21 protein-coding genes are annotated in these 16,589 nt (G+C 62.5%); 6 read left to right on the top strand and 15 right to left on the bottom strand.

Annotation, left to right across the window (positions count from 1 at the left end):
* Positions 1 to 36 precede the first annotated feature (36 nt).
* A complete protein-coding gene (locus FNU76_RS16925) occupies positions 37 to 759 on the top strand; it encodes a HipA family kinase (RefSeq protein WP_144280727.1) in 723 nt (240 codons plus the stop codon).
* Positions 756 to 1,595 (top strand): DUF3037 domain-containing protein, encoded by an 840-nt coding sequence (locus FNU76_RS16920; protein ID WP_144279280.1) that lies wholly within the window; start codon positions 756 to 758, stop codon positions 1,593 to 1,595. The genes FNU76_RS16925 and FNU76_RS16920 overlap by 4 nt, the downstream gene beginning before the upstream one ends.
* Here the strand turns inward: FNU76_RS16920 and FNU76_RS16915 are convergent.
* The 14 genes from FNU76_RS16915 to FNU76_RS16850 form a co-directional block, all read right to left on the bottom strand.
* Complete coding sequence (locus FNU76_RS16915; protein WP_144279279.1) at positions 1,578 to 1,865, bottom strand: hypothetical protein; 288 nt, start codon at positions 1,863 to 1,865, stop codon at positions 1,578 to 1,580. The two genes, FNU76_RS16920 and FNU76_RS16915, sit on opposite strands and share 18 nt — an antisense overlap.
* Complete coding sequence (gene pabC, locus FNU76_RS16910; RefSeq protein ID WP_144279278.1) at positions 1,850 to 2,686, bottom strand: aminodeoxychorismate lyase; 837 nt, start codon at positions 2,684 to 2,686, stop codon at positions 1,850 to 1,852. Before pabC ends, FNU76_RS16915 begins: the two co-directional genes overlap by 16 nt.
* Positions 2,687 to 2,688: 2 nt before the next feature.
* Positions 2,689 to 3,495, bottom strand: coding sequence for an alpha/beta family hydrolase (locus FNU76_RS16905; RefSeq protein WP_144279277.1), 807 nt, complete (start codon positions 3,493 to 3,495; stop codon positions 2,689 to 2,691).
* A gap of 31 nt (positions 3,496 to 3,526) precedes the next feature.
* Positions 3,527 to 4,837, bottom strand: coding sequence for an aminodeoxychorismate synthase component I (locus FNU76_RS16900; protein WP_144279276.1), 1,311 nt, complete (start codon positions 4,835 to 4,837; stop codon positions 3,527 to 3,529).
* A 115-nt stretch (positions 4,838 to 4,952) separates the two neighbouring features.
* Positions 4,953 to 6,191, bottom strand: coding sequence for a beta-ketoacyl-ACP synthase II (gene fabF, locus FNU76_RS16895; protein WP_144279275.1), 1,239 nt, complete (start codon positions 6,189 to 6,191; stop codon positions 4,953 to 4,955).
* A gap of 195 nt (positions 6,192 to 6,386) precedes the next feature.
* A complete protein-coding gene (gene acpP, locus FNU76_RS16890) occupies positions 6,387 to 6,626 on the bottom strand; it encodes an acyl carrier protein (protein WP_144279274.1) in 240 nt (79 codons plus the stop codon).
* Positions 6,627 to 6,717: 91 nt separating this feature from the next.
* Positions 6,718 to 7,470, bottom strand: coding sequence for a 3-oxoacyl-ACP reductase FabG (gene fabG, locus FNU76_RS16885; RefSeq protein ID WP_444542087.1), 753 nt, complete (start codon positions 7,468 to 7,470; stop codon positions 6,718 to 6,720).
* Positions 7,471 to 7,489: 19 nt separating this feature from the next.
* Complete coding sequence (locus tag FNU76_RS16880; RefSeq protein WP_144279272.1) at positions 7,490 to 7,771, bottom strand: hypothetical protein; 282 nt, start codon at positions 7,769 to 7,771, stop codon at positions 7,490 to 7,492.
* Positions 7,768 to 8,694, bottom strand: coding sequence for an ACP S-malonyltransferase (gene fabD / locus FNU76_RS16875; RefSeq protein ID WP_144279271.1), 927 nt, complete (start codon positions 8,692 to 8,694; stop codon positions 7,768 to 7,770). The genes FNU76_RS16880 and fabD overlap by 4 nt, the downstream gene beginning before the upstream one ends.
* A 2-nt stretch (positions 8,695 to 8,696) precedes the next feature.
* Complete coding sequence (locus FNU76_RS16870) at positions 8,697 to 9,353, bottom strand: glutathione S-transferase family protein (protein WP_144279270.1); 657 nt, start codon at positions 9,351 to 9,353, stop codon at positions 8,697 to 8,699.
* Positions 9,354 to 9,461: 108 nt separating this feature from the next.
* On the bottom strand, positions 9,462 to 10,421 hold the full coding sequence (locus FNU76_RS16865; RefSeq protein WP_144279269.1) for a beta-ketoacyl-ACP synthase III: 960 nt from the start codon (positions 10,419 to 10,421) through the stop codon (positions 9,462 to 9,464).
* A gap of 111 nt (positions 10,422 to 10,532) precedes the next feature.
* Positions 10,533 to 11,567: a phosphate acyltransferase PlsX gene (gene plsX, locus FNU76_RS16860; protein ID WP_144279268.1), complete on the bottom strand. Its 1,035-nt coding sequence runs from the start codon at positions 11,565 to 11,567 to the stop codon at positions 10,533 to 10,535.
* 147 nt (positions 11,568 to 11,714) lie between these two features.
* Positions 11,715 to 11,894: a 50S ribosomal protein L32 gene (gene rpmF / locus FNU76_RS16855; protein WP_028447854.1), complete on the bottom strand. Its 180-nt coding sequence runs from the start codon at positions 11,892 to 11,894 to the stop codon at positions 11,715 to 11,717.
* A gap of 36 nt (positions 11,895 to 11,930) precedes the next feature.
* Positions 11,931 to 12,440, bottom strand: coding sequence for a YceD family protein (locus tag FNU76_RS16850; protein WP_144279267.1), 510 nt, complete (start codon positions 12,438 to 12,440; stop codon positions 11,931 to 11,933).
* Between the two features lie 108 nt (positions 12,441 to 12,548).
* On the opposite strand from FNU76_RS16850, the gene FNU76_RS16845 reads away from it, so the two are divergent.
* The 4 genes from FNU76_RS16845 to FNU76_RS16830 are packed head-to-tail and all read left to right on the top strand — an operon-like array spanning position 12,549 to position 16,050.
* A complete protein-coding gene (locus FNU76_RS16845; protein WP_144279266.1) occupies positions 12,549 to 13,133 on the top strand; it encodes a Maf family protein in 585 nt (194 codons plus the stop codon).
* On the top strand, positions 13,130 to 13,846 hold the full coding sequence (locus tag FNU76_RS16840) for an SAM-dependent methyltransferase (RefSeq protein WP_144279265.1): 717 nt from the start codon (positions 13,130 to 13,132) through the stop codon (positions 13,844 to 13,846). Before FNU76_RS16845 ends, FNU76_RS16840 begins: the two co-directional genes overlap by 4 nt.
* 17 nt (positions 13,847 to 13,863) lie before the next feature.
* Positions 13,864 to 14,400: a LemA family protein gene (locus tag FNU76_RS16835; protein WP_144279264.1), complete on the top strand. Its 537-nt coding sequence runs from the start codon at positions 13,864 to 13,866 to the stop codon at positions 14,398 to 14,400.
* 36 nt (positions 14,401 to 14,436) lie between these two features.
* Positions 14,437 to 16,050 carry an NAD+ synthase gene (locus tag FNU76_RS16830; RefSeq protein WP_144279263.1) on the top strand — a complete coding sequence of 538 codons (1,614 nt, stop codon included), beginning with the start codon at positions 14,437 to 14,439 and terminating at the stop codon, positions 16,048 to 16,050.
* Positions 16,051 to 16,095: 45 nt separating this feature from the next.
* On the opposite strand, the gene FNU76_RS16825 is transcribed toward FNU76_RS16830, so the two are convergent.
* Entirely contained in the window at positions 16,096 to 16,449 is a 354-nt protein-coding gene (locus tag FNU76_RS16825) for a ComEA family DNA-binding protein (RefSeq protein ID WP_144279262.1), read from the bottom strand.
* Between the last annotated feature and the right edge of the window lie 140 nt (positions 16,450 to 16,589).

The raw sequence follows: 16,589 nt of genomic DNA, 5'->3' as shown, positions 1-16,589 counted from the left end.
GCGGCCTAAATAATAGGAGCGCCAAATTTGCTAGAGATGCCCGTTCAAATTATTGAAATCCTTGGCCCATCAGAGCAGGGCTTGTCGCGACCATACCTCTGCAGAGGAGAAGATGACGCGTTTTACTATGTGAAGGGAAAAAACACCGACCGCCATAGTCTATGGAGTGAATGGACATGCGGGCACCTCGGTATGGCGCTTGGCCTACCGTTGCCGGCTTTTTGCGTCGTGGATATCCCTGCCGAACTCATAGTGGAGACACCAGCTGCTTGGCGCGAGCTCGGCGTTGGGTTAGCGTTTGGCTCACGCCAGTATCCTGGAACATCCTGGTTCGAACCAAGCTTTGCTTGTCGGGTACCAGACAAGCTGAAGTGTGATCTGCTGCTATTCGACTGGTGGGTCAGGAATGGCGACCGCCTTACTACAAACCCCAACCTGTTGTGGGATAGTGCTACTGCTAGCCTAGTGGTAATTGACCATAATCGCGCCTTCGACGCGGACTTCGACCCCTCGCTGTTCCTAAAGCATCACGTTTTTGCCGATATTGCGCCGACAATCTTCGACAACCTTGTCGGGCGTGCGGAATCTGCTACCCGCCTGGCAAATCTGTTAGCCGTGTTCGATTCGGCTTGCGATAATGTACCTGAAGAGTGGCACTGGGCGAACGCGGAGCGTGATGTTCCGGCCAACTTTGATACAAATGCAGCCCGCGCCCGTTTGGCGCGGTGTTCCACCCCTGACTTCTGGAGGATGGTATGACGAAACTTGCTTGCCGCTATGCCATTGTTCAGTTCTTACCGTATGCAGAAACAGGCGAGTTCGCCAATGTAGGCATTGTTTTGGCGTGCCCGCAAAGTGGCTACTTCGGCTTCAAATTGCAAGATCGTCGATATTCGCGCATCACGCGTTTCTTTGATGAGCTAGACGGTCGCGTTTATACCGATTCGATAAAGCTTTTAGCCGGAGAATTGAAACGCATTGGTGCAATCCTCGTGACGCATCAACTACCAGATGCAAAGCTGATACGTGAGATGTTCAGCCATCTGGTTCATCCTCGCGAGGCAATTTTGCGCTTCGGCCAGCCACGTGCATTGTTGGTGGAAGAGCCTGAAGCAGCTTTGCAAAAATTATTCGCTCGTTATGTAGAGCGTGACTTCGTTACGCCCGAGTACGTCGAGCAGCGTATTGAGCGTCGCATCCATACGCTACTGAAGGGTTTGGCACTGGAGCGGCCGTTTAAGCCGCACCGTATCGGTGATGACGCGTACTCGGCGAAGTTCCCCTTCGTTCAATTTGATGATGTGCACGCTATCAAGATCATTAAGCCGTTCAACTTGTCACAAGCCGAACCTCAACTGATCTACGAGCATGGTGACGCCTGGTTGCAAAAGTTACGCCGTCTTCGGGCGCGCAAGCTTTTGCCGGATCAGGTACTTTTCGCCGTGGAGCCGCCACCAGAACGGTCTGGCGAGCGCTTTAAGGCCTACTCGGACATCGTGGACGAATTGCGGAGCGGCCACGTTTCCGTTTTGGTATCCGCGTGCGAGCAAGAGCTTCTGGACTTTGTGAATGCCCCTTTACTTCTGCAAGCGTAGACAATACTTATCGTAGTTCGCTTCTATCAACTGCCGCTTGGCCGTCATCTTGGTGGCATCGCCGGGCCGGATGCCCATTTGCTGGCGTTTGGCCATCAGCGTCAATTCCCGCACATATTGCTCGCAGCGGGTTCTTTCCTTGCCCTGTAGATGCTCGTAGAAGATGGGTGAATACTTGTCCGCCAGCACGATGGGTTCGGCCTTGGATTTGGATGGTGCGGCAAAGGCGACGGGACTCAATAGGGCGAGCAGGACTAGGCGGGTGAACATGGAAGGCTTTCCTCGAAGGCGATACGGGAGATGGCAAGATTCAGCCGCTCCGCAATGCGAAAATCATGCCAGCTCATTGAACCACACTGGGCGACGGGTAGCACGCCCGCCAGGCTATTGCTCAGCAGCAACGCATCGGCGTGGGTCAGGGCGGTGAGGTCAAAGGCTTGCAGCAGCACTTGCAGCCCCTGCGCCGCAGCCACTTCCAGCACCAGTTCGCGCAGCACGCCGGCCACGCCGCAATCGGTCAGGGGGTGGGTCAGCAAGCAATCGCCGCGCAGCAGGAACACATTGCTGATGACCCCTTCCACCAGCTCATCGCGGCCATTGCGCATCAAACCGTCGAATATCGTGGGGTCCTGCCATTCGCGCCGCGCCATCACCTGATCGAGCCGGTTCAGGTGCTTGACGCCGGCCAGGCCGGGCTGGCTGCCCAGCAACCAATCGCAAAGGCGCACCCTTGCCCCTTGGCGCTGTACGGCGGAGTAATCGGGCAAGGGGCCGGCTTGCACCAGCCGCGTGACCGGCGCGGCCGGGTCGCAGGCATAGCCGCGCGCGCCCACGCCGCGTGTCACGGTCAGCTTGATTGCAGCGGTGGTAGGCGCAAGCTGGGCAATATCTGCCAACCAGCGCGCTTCGGATGGGCAGTCCAGCCCCAATACGGCGCAATCGGCCTGCAATTTGCGGTAGTGGCGCGGCCAAGCCAGCAGGCGGCCCTCCTGGCAGCGCAGGGTCCGAAAAACCCCGTCGCCATACGCCAGGCCACGGTCGCGCGGCGAGACCGTGGCGGGCGCGATGCCATCGACCAAGATATCGTGCATGTTCAAGGCTTGAGGACGGTGAGCACAAAATCGCTGGCGGCATGGACCGCCAGGGCCAGGTTGCGCTCGTTCTGCGCCAGGGTGGCGGCATCCTTGCCATCGCCGAGGCGGAAACCGTGGTCGCCGCCGATAATGCTTACCCGCACCGGCCGAACGGCCCGGCTCAAGGCGCTGTACAAGATGGGATTGTGGCAGAGCGGGTCGCGCTCGCCGGAAACCAGCGCCAGCGGACGCTTTTCCTCCGCCAATCCAGGGTAATTGGCATCCATTTCGGCTACCGGCACACCCTGTTGATTCTCACGGCTGCATACCGGCGTGAGCAGCAGCGCGGCTTGCAGCTCCGGCGCGGACCGAAAGACCCGCCAGCCCACCAGGGAGCCCAGCGATTTGCCGCCCAGCATCATTCGCTTGCCGTCCAGGCGCTTGTCCTGACGGGCGAAATTCAGCACCGTGCGCATATCCTCCAGCTCGTCGGCATTGCCTTCGCCGGGCAGGCCTGACTTCTTGTCCCGGCTGAAATAAGCCCAATCGAAGCGCAGCACGGCCACGCCCCGGCCGCGCAGGTCCTCCGCGAGGCGTGCCAGCAGCGGTTGGCGCATATGGTAAAGGGTGCCCGGCGCCAGGATCAGCGCCGGGAATGGCCCTTTGCCCTCCGGTAGGTCGGCGATCAGTTCCAGCTTGGCGCCGCGCGGTGTATCGAGGCTGATGGTACCGGCGGCGCCTGCCGGCTTTTCCTCGGCAAAAGCGCTATTCAATGTCACCACAGTCAACCCCAATACGCCGACAAGGCGTGCCAGTTTGCCCGACATGCTCGCTCTCCTATCCAAGCGACTGCTGTTCCTACGAATGGTGGATACCCAGGGCGCGCAACAATCCCCGCGCCTTGGCACGGGTCTCCTGCAGTTCACGGTCCGGATCGCTATCGGCCACGATGCCGGCGCCGGCGCGGAAATACAGCATATCGCCGTCCTGCATAAAGGTGCGGATCAGAATATTCAGATCCAGCGACCCATCCAGGTTGATATAGCCGAGACTGCCGGTATAGGCGCGGCGCGGCCGGTCTTCCAACTCCCGGATGATCTGCATGCAGCGCACCTTGGGACAACCGGTGATGGTGCCGCCGGGGAACAGGGCGCGCACCACGTCGGCCACATTGCGGCCGGACTGGATGGTGCAGCTGACGGTCGATTCCAGATGATGGACATAGGTGTAGCTGCTCACCTCCATCAGCGCATCGACCTTGACGGTGCCCGGCACGGCAAGGCGCCCCAGGTCGTTGCGCTCCAGGTCGATCAGCATGATATGTTCGGCCCGCTCCTTGGCGGATGCCAGCATGCGCGCCTTCTGTGCTTCGTCTTCAAGCGGATCGGCCGAGCGGGGATGGGTGCCGGCGATGGGCCTGGTTTCCACCCTGGCGTGGTGGTCGATACGAACCAGCCGCTCCGGCGAGGAACTGACCACGGCCTGCCCGCCGCCGAAATCGACATAGGCCGAGAACGGCGCCGGATTGGCTTGGCGCAAACGGGCGAACAGATCCAGCGGTCCGGCGCCGCCGCCCAGCTGCGCATCCCATCCACGCGAGAGATTGACCTGGAATACATCGCCATCGCGGATGTATTGCTTGCAGCGCAGCGCGCCGTCGAGAAAGGCTTGCGGGTCGTCTTCGCTCAAGCCGGCCAGCACGATGTGCTTGGCGCTGAAATCCACCGGTTCGGCCAGCAAGGCTTGCAGGCGGGCCATCTGTTCGTCGGTTTCCGCCACCAGATGGGCCTGGCCGCTATGCCGGTCCAGCGCGATGGCAGCCGGCACGCGCGCCAGCAGTCCCAAGGGAAACCCATCGTCGGCTCGGGCTGCGACACGGGGTTCCAGCGTCTCCAGCCATTCGTAACCGAGATAGGTGAACCAGCCGCCGGTAAAGGGTATACGGGCTGAACGGTTGCCTTCCGCTCGCGGCGCCACCTGGATGGCCGCCAGATCGGCCTGCAAGTCCCGCCCCTCGTGGGCGGCATACACGCGCACCGCCTCGGGTAGGGCAAACAGGATATCCCAGCCGTTATCGCCGGCCGACTGCAGTAGATACGGAAATACGGCCGGATGGGCCGCCGCCAGCGCCAGAAGATCGGGCGCGGCAGTAAGCGCTAGGGTAGGCATCGCACGACAGGCTGAGGGAAACGCTGCGCAGTCTCCCGTGTGAGCCCGGGTTTGGCAAGCGTCAGCTTGCGCAATGTCCGTATTTCGCGATGCCTCCCCTACCTCGCCAATCCATTTAAACCCGCTTGAACACCAGCGTACCGTTGGTACCGCCAAAGCCGAAGGAGTTGGACATGGCAACATCGATCCGCATCTCGCGCGCCGTGTTGGCCACGTAGTCGAGATCGCAGGCCGGGTCCTGGTCATGCAGATTGATGGTGGGCGGGCTGACCTGATGGTGGATGGCCAAGGCGGAGTACACCGCTTCAACGCCCCCTGCCCCGCCCAGGAGATGGCCAACCATGGACTTGGTCGAGTTCACCGCCAGCTTGCCGGCGTGGTCGCCGAAGCAGCGCTTGATGGCGACGGTTTCGGCCAGGTCGCCCAGCGGCGTGGAGGTCCCGTGCGCATTCACGTACTGCACCTGGTCGGCGTTGAGGCCGGCGTCCTTGAGTGCATTGCTCATGCCGCGCGCGGCGCCTTCGCCGTCTTCGCTGGGAGCGGTCATATGGTAGGCATCGCTGCTCATGCCAAAACCGGCCAGTTCGGCATAGATGGTGGCGCCACGCTTCTTGGCGTGTTCGTACTCTTCCAGCACCAGCACACCGGCACCCTCGCCCATCACAAAGCCGTCGCGGCCGGTATCCCAGGGACGCGAGGCCGTGGCCGGGTCATCGTTGCGGGTGGACATCGCCCGTGCCGAGGCAAAGCCGGCGATGCCCAACCGGGTAATGGCGCTTTCCGCCCCACCCGCCACCATCACGTCCGCATCGCCGTACTGGATCATGCGGGCTGCGTCGCCGATGCAATGCGCACCGGTGGTACAGGCCGAGACGATGCCATAGGTAGGGCCGCGAAAGCCCTTCATGATCGATACCTGGCCCGCCACCATATTGATGATGGTGCCGGGAATGAAAAACGGTGTGACCTTGCGCGGGCCCTGCTCGCGGAGGACACCGTCGGTGTCTTCTATCATGCCCAAGCCGCCGATGCCCGAGCCGATATTGACGCCGATACGGTTCGGATCGATGCCGGCATCGTCCAGGCCGGCGTCGGCCACGGCCTGGAAAGCGGCGGCAATGCCGTAATGCATGAACAGGTCCATGCGGCGTGCATCCTTGGCCGACATGTACTGGCTTACATCGAAACCCTTTACTTCGGCGGCGATCTGGCAGGCCAGGTCGCTGGCGTCGAAGCGGGTGATGCGGCTGACACCGGACATCCCGGCGAGCAGATTGCCCCAGCCGGTGGCGACGTCGTTGCCGATTGGCGAAATAAGACCCAGGCCGGTAACGACGACTCTGCGTTTGGACATAGCTGTCTTCCTAATCATATGGCTTGGCGGCCGCACCGACGATCGACGGCCGGGCGCGCTACCGTTGCCGAACTAGCAACTGCTCAAATCAAGCGATTTATACAACAAGACCCCTGCACGATGCTATCGCACAGGGGTCTTGTCCGGTTCAACTGGCCCATGTCCACAGGGGGCATGGCGTATCACCCATCACGCTTACTTAGCCGGGTGACCCTTGACGTAGTCGATGGCCTGCTGAACATTGGTGATCTTTTCGGCTTCTTCATCCGGAATTTCGCACTCGAATTCTTCTTCGAGCGCCATCACGAGTTCAACGGTGTCGAGGGAGTCGGCACCCAGGTCTTCAACGAAAGAGGAGTCGATTTTGATGTCGGCTTCGTTGACGCCCAATTGCTCGGCGACGATCTTCTTCACGCGTTGTTCGATATTTTCCATTCTTGAACCCAAGCCTTTCGTGTTGGATGGTCAAAAGCGCCCGCATTCTAGCAAAAAACGCGTCACGCAAGTAAAAGGGGAAATTCCCCCGTTAATTCATAAACATGCCGCCGTTCACGTGCAGCGTGGTGCCGGTCACGTAAGCAGCTTTGTCGCTGGCGAGGAAACCGACCGCATCGGCGATCTCCTGTGGTTGGCCCAGCCGCTCCAGCGGAATCTGGGTCAACAGCTTCTGCTTGTAGTCGTCCGCGAGGCCCGCCGTCATATCGGTATCGATAAAGCCGGGCGCCACGCAGTTCACCGTGATATTGCGGCTTCCCACCTCGCGTGCCAGCGACTTGGTGAAACCCATCATGCCAGCCTTGGCGGCGGCGTAGTTGGTTTGCCCCGCCGAGCCGGCGCTGCCGACCACCGAGGCAATACTGATGATGCGGCCCCAGCGGGCCTTCATCATGCCACGCAATACCGCTTTGGACAGCCGATATACCGAACGGAGATTGGTATCCAGCACTGCATCCCAGTCGTCTTCCTTCATGCGCATCAGCAATTGATCGCGCGTGATGCCGGCGTTGTTGACCAGTAAAGCGATAGGACCGTGTTGCTTTTCGATCTCGGCCAGGGCCGCTTCGACGGCGGCGCTGTCGTTGACGTCCAGCGCCAGGCCGATGCCACCCAGGCCGGCGGCCTGCAGATAGTCCGTAATGGCTTGTGCGCCGGCTGCGCTGGTGGCGGTGCCGATCACGGTCGCCCCATCGCGCGCCAGCGTTTCGGCGATGGCACGACCGATGCCGCGCGATGCGCCGGTAACCAGCGCGACTTTGCCTTGCAGAGACATGCGTCGTATTCCTTGTTGCGAGTAAAAATCAATCGACGGCAAACCGCCAGATCATGGATGCCAGCCATAAGCCTATGCCCGCCGCTTGCAGCGTCATGGCCCGGCCACCCGCCGCGCGGGTCTCGGCGTCATGGTATTGCAGGAATTTCCCCACGGCGTAGGCGGCGAAACCGATACCGGCGGCAAAGGCCCACACCTGCCCATGCCGTACACCATCGGATAGCCGCAACACGGCCAATAGCAAGGCCACCGGCACGAACAGCTTGTCCGCCAGGCGCATGCTTTGGTAGGTAGCGATGATGCGATTCAAAGTGCGGCCTTGAGGGTGTCGAAGGCGGCGGGCTCGGTCAGCGCGACGCTGTTCAGGCCTGCGACGATACGTTTGTTCAAACCGGCCAATACCTTGCCGGGCCCACATTCGACCACCAGCGTCACGCCTTGGTTCGCCAGCAGGGTGATCGTTTCCACCCAGCGTACCGGACTGTGCAGCTGGCGCGCCAGCGCATCCTTGATTTGGGCCGGGTCGTCGTAGGCGGCGACATCGGCGTTGTGGATCACCGGGATGCCCGGCGCACGGACTTCGATCCCGGCCAGCGCCGTCGCCAGCCGGGTAGCGGCCGGCAGCATCAGCGCGCAATGCGCCGGCACCGACACAGGCAAGGGTAGCGCACGCTTGGCGCCAAGGGCCTTACAGGCCTCGCAGGCGCGATCGACGGCGGCACGGCTGCCGGCAATGACCACTTGGCCAGGCGAGTTGTAGTTGACCGCCTCCACCACGTCGCCCTGGGCCGCTTCGGCGCAGGCCGCCCGGATGGCGTCATCGTCCAGCCCCAGGATGGCGGCCATGCCGCCCTGCCCGACCGGCACGGCATCCTGCATGGCTTCGGCCCGTAGCCTGACCAGGCGGATGGCATCGGCGAAATCCAGGGCGCCGGCCGCCACCAGGGCGGCATATTCACCGAGGCTGTGTCCGGCCAGTACATCCGGTACGCGGCCGCCGCTGGCCAGCCAGGCACGATAGGTGGCTACACCCGCGGCCAGCATGGCCGGCTGGGTGTTCACCGTGGCATCCAGTGCTTCACGCGGACCGTCGGCGATCATGGCGGCCAGATCAAAACCGAGCGCGGCGCTCGCTTCGGCGAGGGTATCGCGCACGACCGGCAGATCGGCGTAGGCGTTGAGCATGCCCAGGGCCTGCGAGCCCTGGCCGGGGAAGACGAATGCGAGTTTCACGGTCATTTCCTTGTCTTGTCCGCATCCTGCCGCGCAGCTTTGGCGGCGGCCAGGTCGGCACGCACGGCCTGGTAGGCCGGACGTAGTTTCATTTGGGCCAGATAGGCGGCCACCGGCAGATCGGCGAACCAGTCGCGACCATAGACTGCCGTGGTAATCCGGGTGGTAAGCGGTATATGCACCGCAGCGGCGCAATCGGCCAGGGTGAAGGTGTCGCCCATCACCCAGGGAGAAAAGCTTGCCAGACGGCCGAACGAAGCGAGGCCGGCATCCAGCTGGACGGCGACCTCCTCCTTCACCGCCTCGGCCAGGGGGGCGCCGAACTGGGCATGGCGCAGCAGGCGGCGCGCCACCAGCTCCACGTCCTGCTCCAGCACCTGGATCAGCTCGCGCACCTTGGCCCGGGCCAGCGCGTCGGCCGGCAGCAGCGGGACGGCCGGATAGCATTCTTCCAGGTACTCCAGGGCGGCCTGGCTTTCACAGAAGCCGCCGCCGGCCACCTCGAAGAACGGGATCTTGCCGGTGGGGCAACGGGCCAGGAAGTCGTCCCGGCGCGATGGCGCGGTGGTGACCTCCTCGAAGGCCACGCCCTTTTCCAGCAGGGCGAGCTTGACCTTATTGTGGTAATTCGAAAACGGCGAACCGTAGATCTTGAACACGCGTCTCCCTTTTTCGGCGGCGTTGACGTCAAAAGCGCGCGGATAGTACCGCTACGCCGTGGCGACCGCTAGCAAGCAGGCGCTTGTTCGAGATTGTGCGCCCCTCTCCTACCAACGCAGCAGTACCGATCCCCAGGCGAATCCTCCGCCTATGCCTTCCAGCAGCAGGAGCTCGCCAGGCTTGAATCGGCCAGCTTTGGCCGCTTCGTCGAAAGCCAGCGGAATCGACGCCGCCGAGGTATTGCCGTGCCGGTCCAGCGTCACCACGACCTTGTCCATACTGAGGCCCAAATGCTTGGCGGTCGACTCGATTATTCGCAGATTGGCCTGGTGCGGCACCAGCCAATCGAGCTCGGACTGCGGCAGGCCGGCGGCGGCCAGCGTTTCGGTGGCCAATTCGGCCAAGGCCTTGACGGCGAACTTGAACACCGCCGGTCCATCCATATGCAGGAAGGGTTTGCCGCTGACATCGCCATGCATGATGCTGGCCGGGGTGGTGAGGATATGGCGGTAGCGCCCATCCGCCTTGAGCTTGCAGACCAGTACGCCGGGCTCCTCCGACGCCTTCAGCACGACCGCGCCGGCACCATCGCCGAACAGCACGCAGGTGGCGCGATCTTCCCAGTTGAGAATGCGCGAGAATACTTCCGCCCCCACCACCAGCACCGTCTTGGCCATACCGGTGCGGATGTATTGATCGGCCGTGGTCAATGCATAGACGAAACCGGCGCACACCGCCTGCACGTCGAATGCCGGGCAGCCATGCACGCCCAGCTTGTCCTGCAGGATGCAGGCGGTGCCTGGAAACACCACATCGGGCGTGGTGGTGGCGACAATGATCAGGTCCAGTTCGGCGGGCGCCACGCCGGCGGACGCCAGGGCCGCCAGGCTGGCCTTGAGGGCCAGGTCGCTGGTCAGTTCGTCGTCGGCCGCGATATGGCGCTGGCGGATGCCGGTACGGCTGACGATCCACTCGTCGCTGGTATCGACTTGCTGGGCGAGTTCGGCATTGCTGAGGATACGGGCGGGCAGGTAGCTGCCCGTCCCCACGATACGGGAATACGGCACGTCGGTCTCTCCATCCAATGCCGGGTCGGCATGGGTTCGCTTGGAATTCGCCCGCGCGGAACATTGCCGCGCAGGTCGTTGATAACACGCGGGGCGTCGAGGCCCGCGCGCTCATTCGGGTTCCGCCGGAGTGGCGGTCAAGGCCGTGTGGCTGGCCAGGGTTTCGGTAATCTTGTGCAGCACGCCGGAGCGCGCTTCTTCCAGCGCCTGCTCCAAAGCGCAATAAAAGGCAAAGCTGTCGGCACCGCCATGGCTCTTCACCACGATGCCGCGCAAACCGAGCAGGCTGGCGCCGTTCAGGCGGCGGGGGTCCATGCGGTGGCGGAAGCTCAGCAACACCGGCGCGGCCACCACGGCGATCAATTTACGCCACCAGCTCTTGGAGAATTCCTCGCGGAGGAACTGACCGATCATCTTGGCCAGGCCCTCTGATGTCTTCAACGCGACATTGCCGGTAAAGCCGTCGCATACGACCACATCGACGGTGCCCTTGTAGATATCGTCGCCTTCGACATTGCCGTAGAAATTCAACTTGGAGGCGCGCAGCAATTCAGCCGCCTCCTTCACCGCATCGTTGCCCTTGATCTCTTCCGAGCCGATATTGAGCAGGCCCACCGACGGGTTATCGCGGTGGTTGAGCGCGCCGAACAGCATGGCCCCCATCACGCCGAACTGGTAGAGCTGGGCAGGCGTGCAATCGACATTGGCGCCCAGGTCCAGCACACAGCTGGAACCGCGCATGGTCGGCAACATCTTGGCGATGGCCGGACGTTCGATACCCGGCAGCATCTTCAGCACAAAACGGGCGGTTGCCATCAGGGCGCCGGTATTGCCGGCCGAAACGCACGCATGCGCCTCGCCCGTCTTTACCAGGTTGATGGCGACGCGCATGGAGGAATCCTTCTTGTTCTTCAAGGCCAGCTGCGGCGCTTCATCCATCGCCACCACCTCGCTGGCATGGTGTACGCGCAGGCGCGGGCCCGCGCTCGCATGGCGGGCCTTCAGCTCCGCCTCGATGGCATCGCCCAGCCCGACCAACACCACGTTGACATCGGGATGGGCCTTGAGGAATTTGAGCGCGGCCGGCACGGTGACATGCGCACCATGATCGCCGCCCATTGCATCGATCGAGACTGTTATTTCCATCTGGCTACTCATCGTCATACCATACCGCCGCGCGGGAGGACCCCATCGGCAATTGCACAGTCTTTCATGGTAATGATCGGCATGAAACTAAAAAGGCGCGTCCCGATGGGAGCGCGCCTTGGTATTGCCTGACCTAGCAAAGGACAATTATTCGCCCTTGGCCTTGATCACGCGACGACCACGGTAGAAGCCGTTAGGGCTGATGTGGTGACGCAGATGGGCTTCACCGGTGCTTGGCTCGATGGCCAGCGCAGGTGCGGTCAGGAAGTCGTGAGCGCGATGCATGCCGCGCTTGGACGGGGATTTTTTGTTCTGTTGAACGGCCATGGTTGTGCTCCTGAATCAAACTCGAAAATAACAAACTTAGTCTTCGCCGCGCTGCAACTTGCCTTTTAAATCCGCCAGCACGGCAAACGGGTTCGGCTTCTTCGGCGCGATGGCCGTGTCTGTCGCCGCATTTTCCTCGCATTCATCATGCAAGGGCGCAAACGGCAGCGACAGGAAAATCTCATCTTCTATCAGGTTACGCAGACTGAACTCGCGTTCCATCAGCATGCCTTCCAGATCCTCATCGTCGGCTTCCGCTGCATCCAGCGTTTCTTGCCGGCCGAAAAGGGTAAAGCGCGTCGACACATCCAGATCGAATTCCAGCGGCTTGAGGCAGCGCTGGCACTTCAATTCCAGACAGGCCTTCAGACCCAGATCAAGCGAGTAGCGCCGATACTTGTCGGTGCCGCCCACCAGTACATACTGCACCGGCCCGCCCACCTGGATCTCGGCGTACACTCGCGGCAACTCGGCCAGGGGATATTCGCCCTGAAGTGTCTGTTCCCGGCGGGCAAATTCGCCGCTATCGAAGGTATGGTCTGACATAAAGCCGGCAATGATATACTCGCCTCCCTTGAAACGTCAAAAAAATCTGGTCCGGGCGGGCTGGCCAACCACCCCCATCCGCCATCCCGACCGGCAAGGCCCATCTCCATGACCGCACCCACACTTGTTCTTGGCTCCACCTCTCCCTATCGACGCGAATTGCTGGCCCGCCTGGGCGTCGCGTTCGAAGTGGCCGCCCCCGATTGCGACGAAACGCCGCTCCCCGGCGAATCGGCCGCCGCCACCGCCTCGCGCCTGGCGCGTCTGAAGGCGCTGTCGCTGGCCGGCCGCTTTCCTCAGGCCCTGATCATCGGTTCCGACCAGGTGGCGCTTTTGCACGGCGAACAACTGGGCAAACCCGGCAATTACGAGCGCGCCTTCGCGCAACTCAGTGCCATGCGCGGCCAAACCATCGTCTTCCATACCGCCCTGGCGCTGCACCATGCCGCCAGCGGCCGTACCCAGGAGACGGTGGTGCCATGGCGGATCACCATGCGCGATTATAGCGATGAGGAGATCGCCACTTACCTGCGGCGGGAACAGCCCTACGATTGCGCCGGCAGCGCCAAGACCGAAGGCCTGGGCATCGCCATGATCGCAAGCATGGAAGGCAGCGATCCGGCGGCCATCATCGGCCTGCCCCTGATCGAACTGTGCCGCATGCTGCGCGAGGAAGGCTTTCCCCTGCTATGAGCACCGGCACACTCTATCTCGTCCCCGCCCCGCTGGGCGACGGCCCGCTGGAAGCGATCCTCCCGGCCGATGTACGCGCTACCGCCAATCGCATTGCGCATTGGGTGGCCGAGAACGCCAAGACCGCCCGGCGCTTCCTCAAACTCTACGGCCCGGAACGGATGATGGCCGACCTGAGCATGCACGAGCTGAACGAACATACCCGCGATGCCGAGCTGGCGGGCCTGCTGGCGCCCTTGCTGGCCGGCCATGACGTGGGCGTGATCTCCGAAGCCGGTTGCCCCGGCGTGGCCGACCCCGGCGCCAAGCTGGTACGCCTGGCCCATAGCCATGGCATCCGGGTGGTTCCGCTGGTCGGACCGTCCTCCATCCTGCTGGCCCTGATGGCGGCAGGCGCCAGCGGCCAACGCTTTCGCTTCCACGGCTACCTGCCGATCGAGCCGGGTCCGCGCCAGGATAAATTGCGCGAGCTGGAACGCGATTCGGCCAAGCTGGACGAAGCGCAGCTGTTTATCGAAACACCTTATCGCAACGACGCCATGGTGGATGCCATCCTGCAAGCCTGCCGTCCAACCAGCCAACTTACCGTGGCGCGCGACCTCAGCTGCGCGGAGGAACTGATCGTCTCGCGCAGCGTGGCGCGCTGGAAAAGCGAAGCCCGCCCCGAACTGAAGAAACGGCCGGCCATGTTTGTCCTTTACGCCGGCAAATAGACCACAGGAAACCCGCCATGCCCTTGCTGATACTGATCGCCTTGTTGGTGGTAGTGCTGATCCATATGTCGATGCGCTACAACCGGCTGGTCGCATTGCGGCACGAAATGCAGCACAGCTGGGCCGATATCGAAACGCTACTGGCCCAGCGGCAGGCGCTGCTGCGCGAATTGGTGGAAGGTTGCCGGCGCGCCCGCACCGAGCCGGCCAGCCTGGATGGCTTGCTGGAAGTTTGCGCGGCGGCGGCCATGGCCCGCGAATCGCACGATATGGTCCGGCTGGGCGAAGCGGAAACCCGCCTGCGTGCCTGCCTGGCCGAACTGCGCCGCGATATCGGCCTGGACAGCCCCGAAATCGACCGCCTGGACGCAACCCTGGCCGAACAGGCCGAAGGCTACAACCAGCTGGTTGCCCTGCATAATCTGCGCATCGAGCAATTCCCCGACGTCCTGGTCGCCCACCTATTCGCATTTTCGCCCGCCCAGGCCTGGCGTTTCGCCACCGGTGCGCGCCCCGCGGCATTGCTCGAACAGTCCATTTCTTCCGGCCGATAGCCGCCCACCCAACGCATTTGCGAACCGCCCGCCATCATGAAAATCGCCGTAGCCCAATTCAATGCCAAAGTCGGCGACCTCGCCGGCAATACCGACCAGATCCTGCGGCTGATCACGGAAGCGCGCGCCGCCCGGGCCGATATCCTGCTGGTGCCGGAACTCGCCATCGCCGGCTATCCGCCCGAGGACCTGCTGCTGCGCCCCAGCTTCTACCAGGCATGCAATGAACAGCTGGACCGCCTGCTGGATGCCGCCGACGATGTCACCCTGATCGTCGGCCACCCCATGCAGCTGGGCGAGGAACGCTTCAATGCAGTCACCGTCATGCGCGACGGCAATTTCCTTGCCCGCGGCCAGAAGATGGTATTGCCCAATAACGAGGTATTCGACGAGTGCCGTTACTTCACCCCGGGCGCCCTCCCCTGCATCTATGAACAGCGCTGCCACGACGGCAGCGTGGTCACCGTGGGCGTACCGATCTGCGAAGACATCTGGCATGTGGAACCGGCCTCCGAGGCAGCCGAAATGGGTGCCCAGATCCTGCTGGTGCCCAATGCCTCGCCTTTCCATGTCGGCAAGGAAGGCGTGCGCCAGTCCATCGTCCGCCAGCGGATCGAAGAGACCGGCCTGCCCATCGTCTATTGCAACTGGGTAGGCGGCCAGGATGAATTGGTATTCGACGGCAGCAGCTTCGCCATGAACCGCGCTGGCGAACTGGTGGCACGGCTGCCGGGCTTCGTCCCCGCCACGGCCATGCTGACCTTCCAGGACGGCGATATCCAGCCGGGCGAGATCGCCCCGGAGCTACCCGCCGAGGCGGCCATCTATGAAGCCCTCAAGCTGGCCACCCGCGACTACATCGTCAAAAACGGCTTTCCCGGTGTCATCATCGGCCTGTCGGGCGGTATCGACTCGGCCCTGACCCTGGCCATCGCGGTGGACGCCCTGGGCGCCGACCAGGTCCGCGCCGTCATGATGCCCTCGCGCTACACTGCAGACATCAGCCTGGAGGACTCGCGCGATATGGTTGCCCGGCTGGGGGTGCAATACGACGAGATCGATATCGAACCGATGTTCGAAGCCTTCGGCACGGCGCTGGCCGGCCAATTCGCCGGCCTGCCGCCGGACGCCACCGAGGAAAACCTGCAGAGCCGCACCCGTGGCGTACTGTTGATGGCCCTCTCGAACAAGACCGGCCGCCTGGTGCTGACCACCGGCAACAAATCCGAGATGACCACCGGCTATGCCACGCTATACGGCGATATGGCCGGCGGTTACGCGGTATTGAAGGATATCGCCAAGACCCTGGTCTATCGCCTGTCGGCCTATCGCAATACCGTCTCGGACATCATTCCCGACCGCATCATCACCCGGCCGCCTTCGGCCGAGTTGCGCGACAACCAGGTCGACCAGGACAGCCTGCCGCCCTATGAGATCCTCGATGACATCATGGCGCGCTACGTGGAGCGCAACGAATCGATGGCCGACATCATCGCTGCCGGCCATACCGAAAAGGACGTGCTGCGGGTGGTCAAGCTGCTGAAGGTCAACGAATACAAACGCCGCCAAGCCGCCGTCGGCGCCCGCATCACCCCGCGCAGCTTCGGCAAGGACTGGCGCTATCCGATTACCAACGGCTTTTTCAGATAGGCGACCGCCGCAGCGCTGACAGCGGTGGAGACAAAGCCTGGCTCATCAAGGCTTCTTTTCCGCCGGCTTGGCCGCCTTCTCCCCCGCTTTCACGGGCTTCGCCGGTTTCTCGGCTGGCTTTTCCTGCGGCTTGGCGACACTCGACGACGCACCCGACACCGTGAGCTCCGGCCGCAGCTTATCCAAGGTGGCCTTGCCGAAGCCCGGCACGTTATCCAGCTCGTCCACCGACTTGAAGGCGCCGTTCTTCTGCCTGTAGTCCACGATGGCCTTGGCCTTGGACGGCCCCACCCCCTTGAGGGTCTCCAGTTCGGCCTGGGTGGCGGTATTGAGGTTGACGACGGCCATCACGTAAACACTTGCAAGGGCACTGACGAGGGCTAGCAATAGATTCTTCATCGCGTCTTCCTCCAAGCCATACACATTGATCGGATGAGCGCCGAACGGCGCCTGTCAAACCTAGCCTAAGCCTGCTAAGCGAACAAGGTATTGCCCGCATAAAAAACCGCTTCACGTCGCTTACCCACCGGCCGTAGATA

Source organism: Chitinimonas arctica (assembly GCF_007431345.1).
GTDB lineage: Bacteria > Pseudomonadota > Gammaproteobacteria > Burkholderiales > Chitinimonadaceae > Chitinimonas > Chitinimonas arctica.
This window is presented reverse-complemented; position numbering and strand designations above follow the sequence as displayed.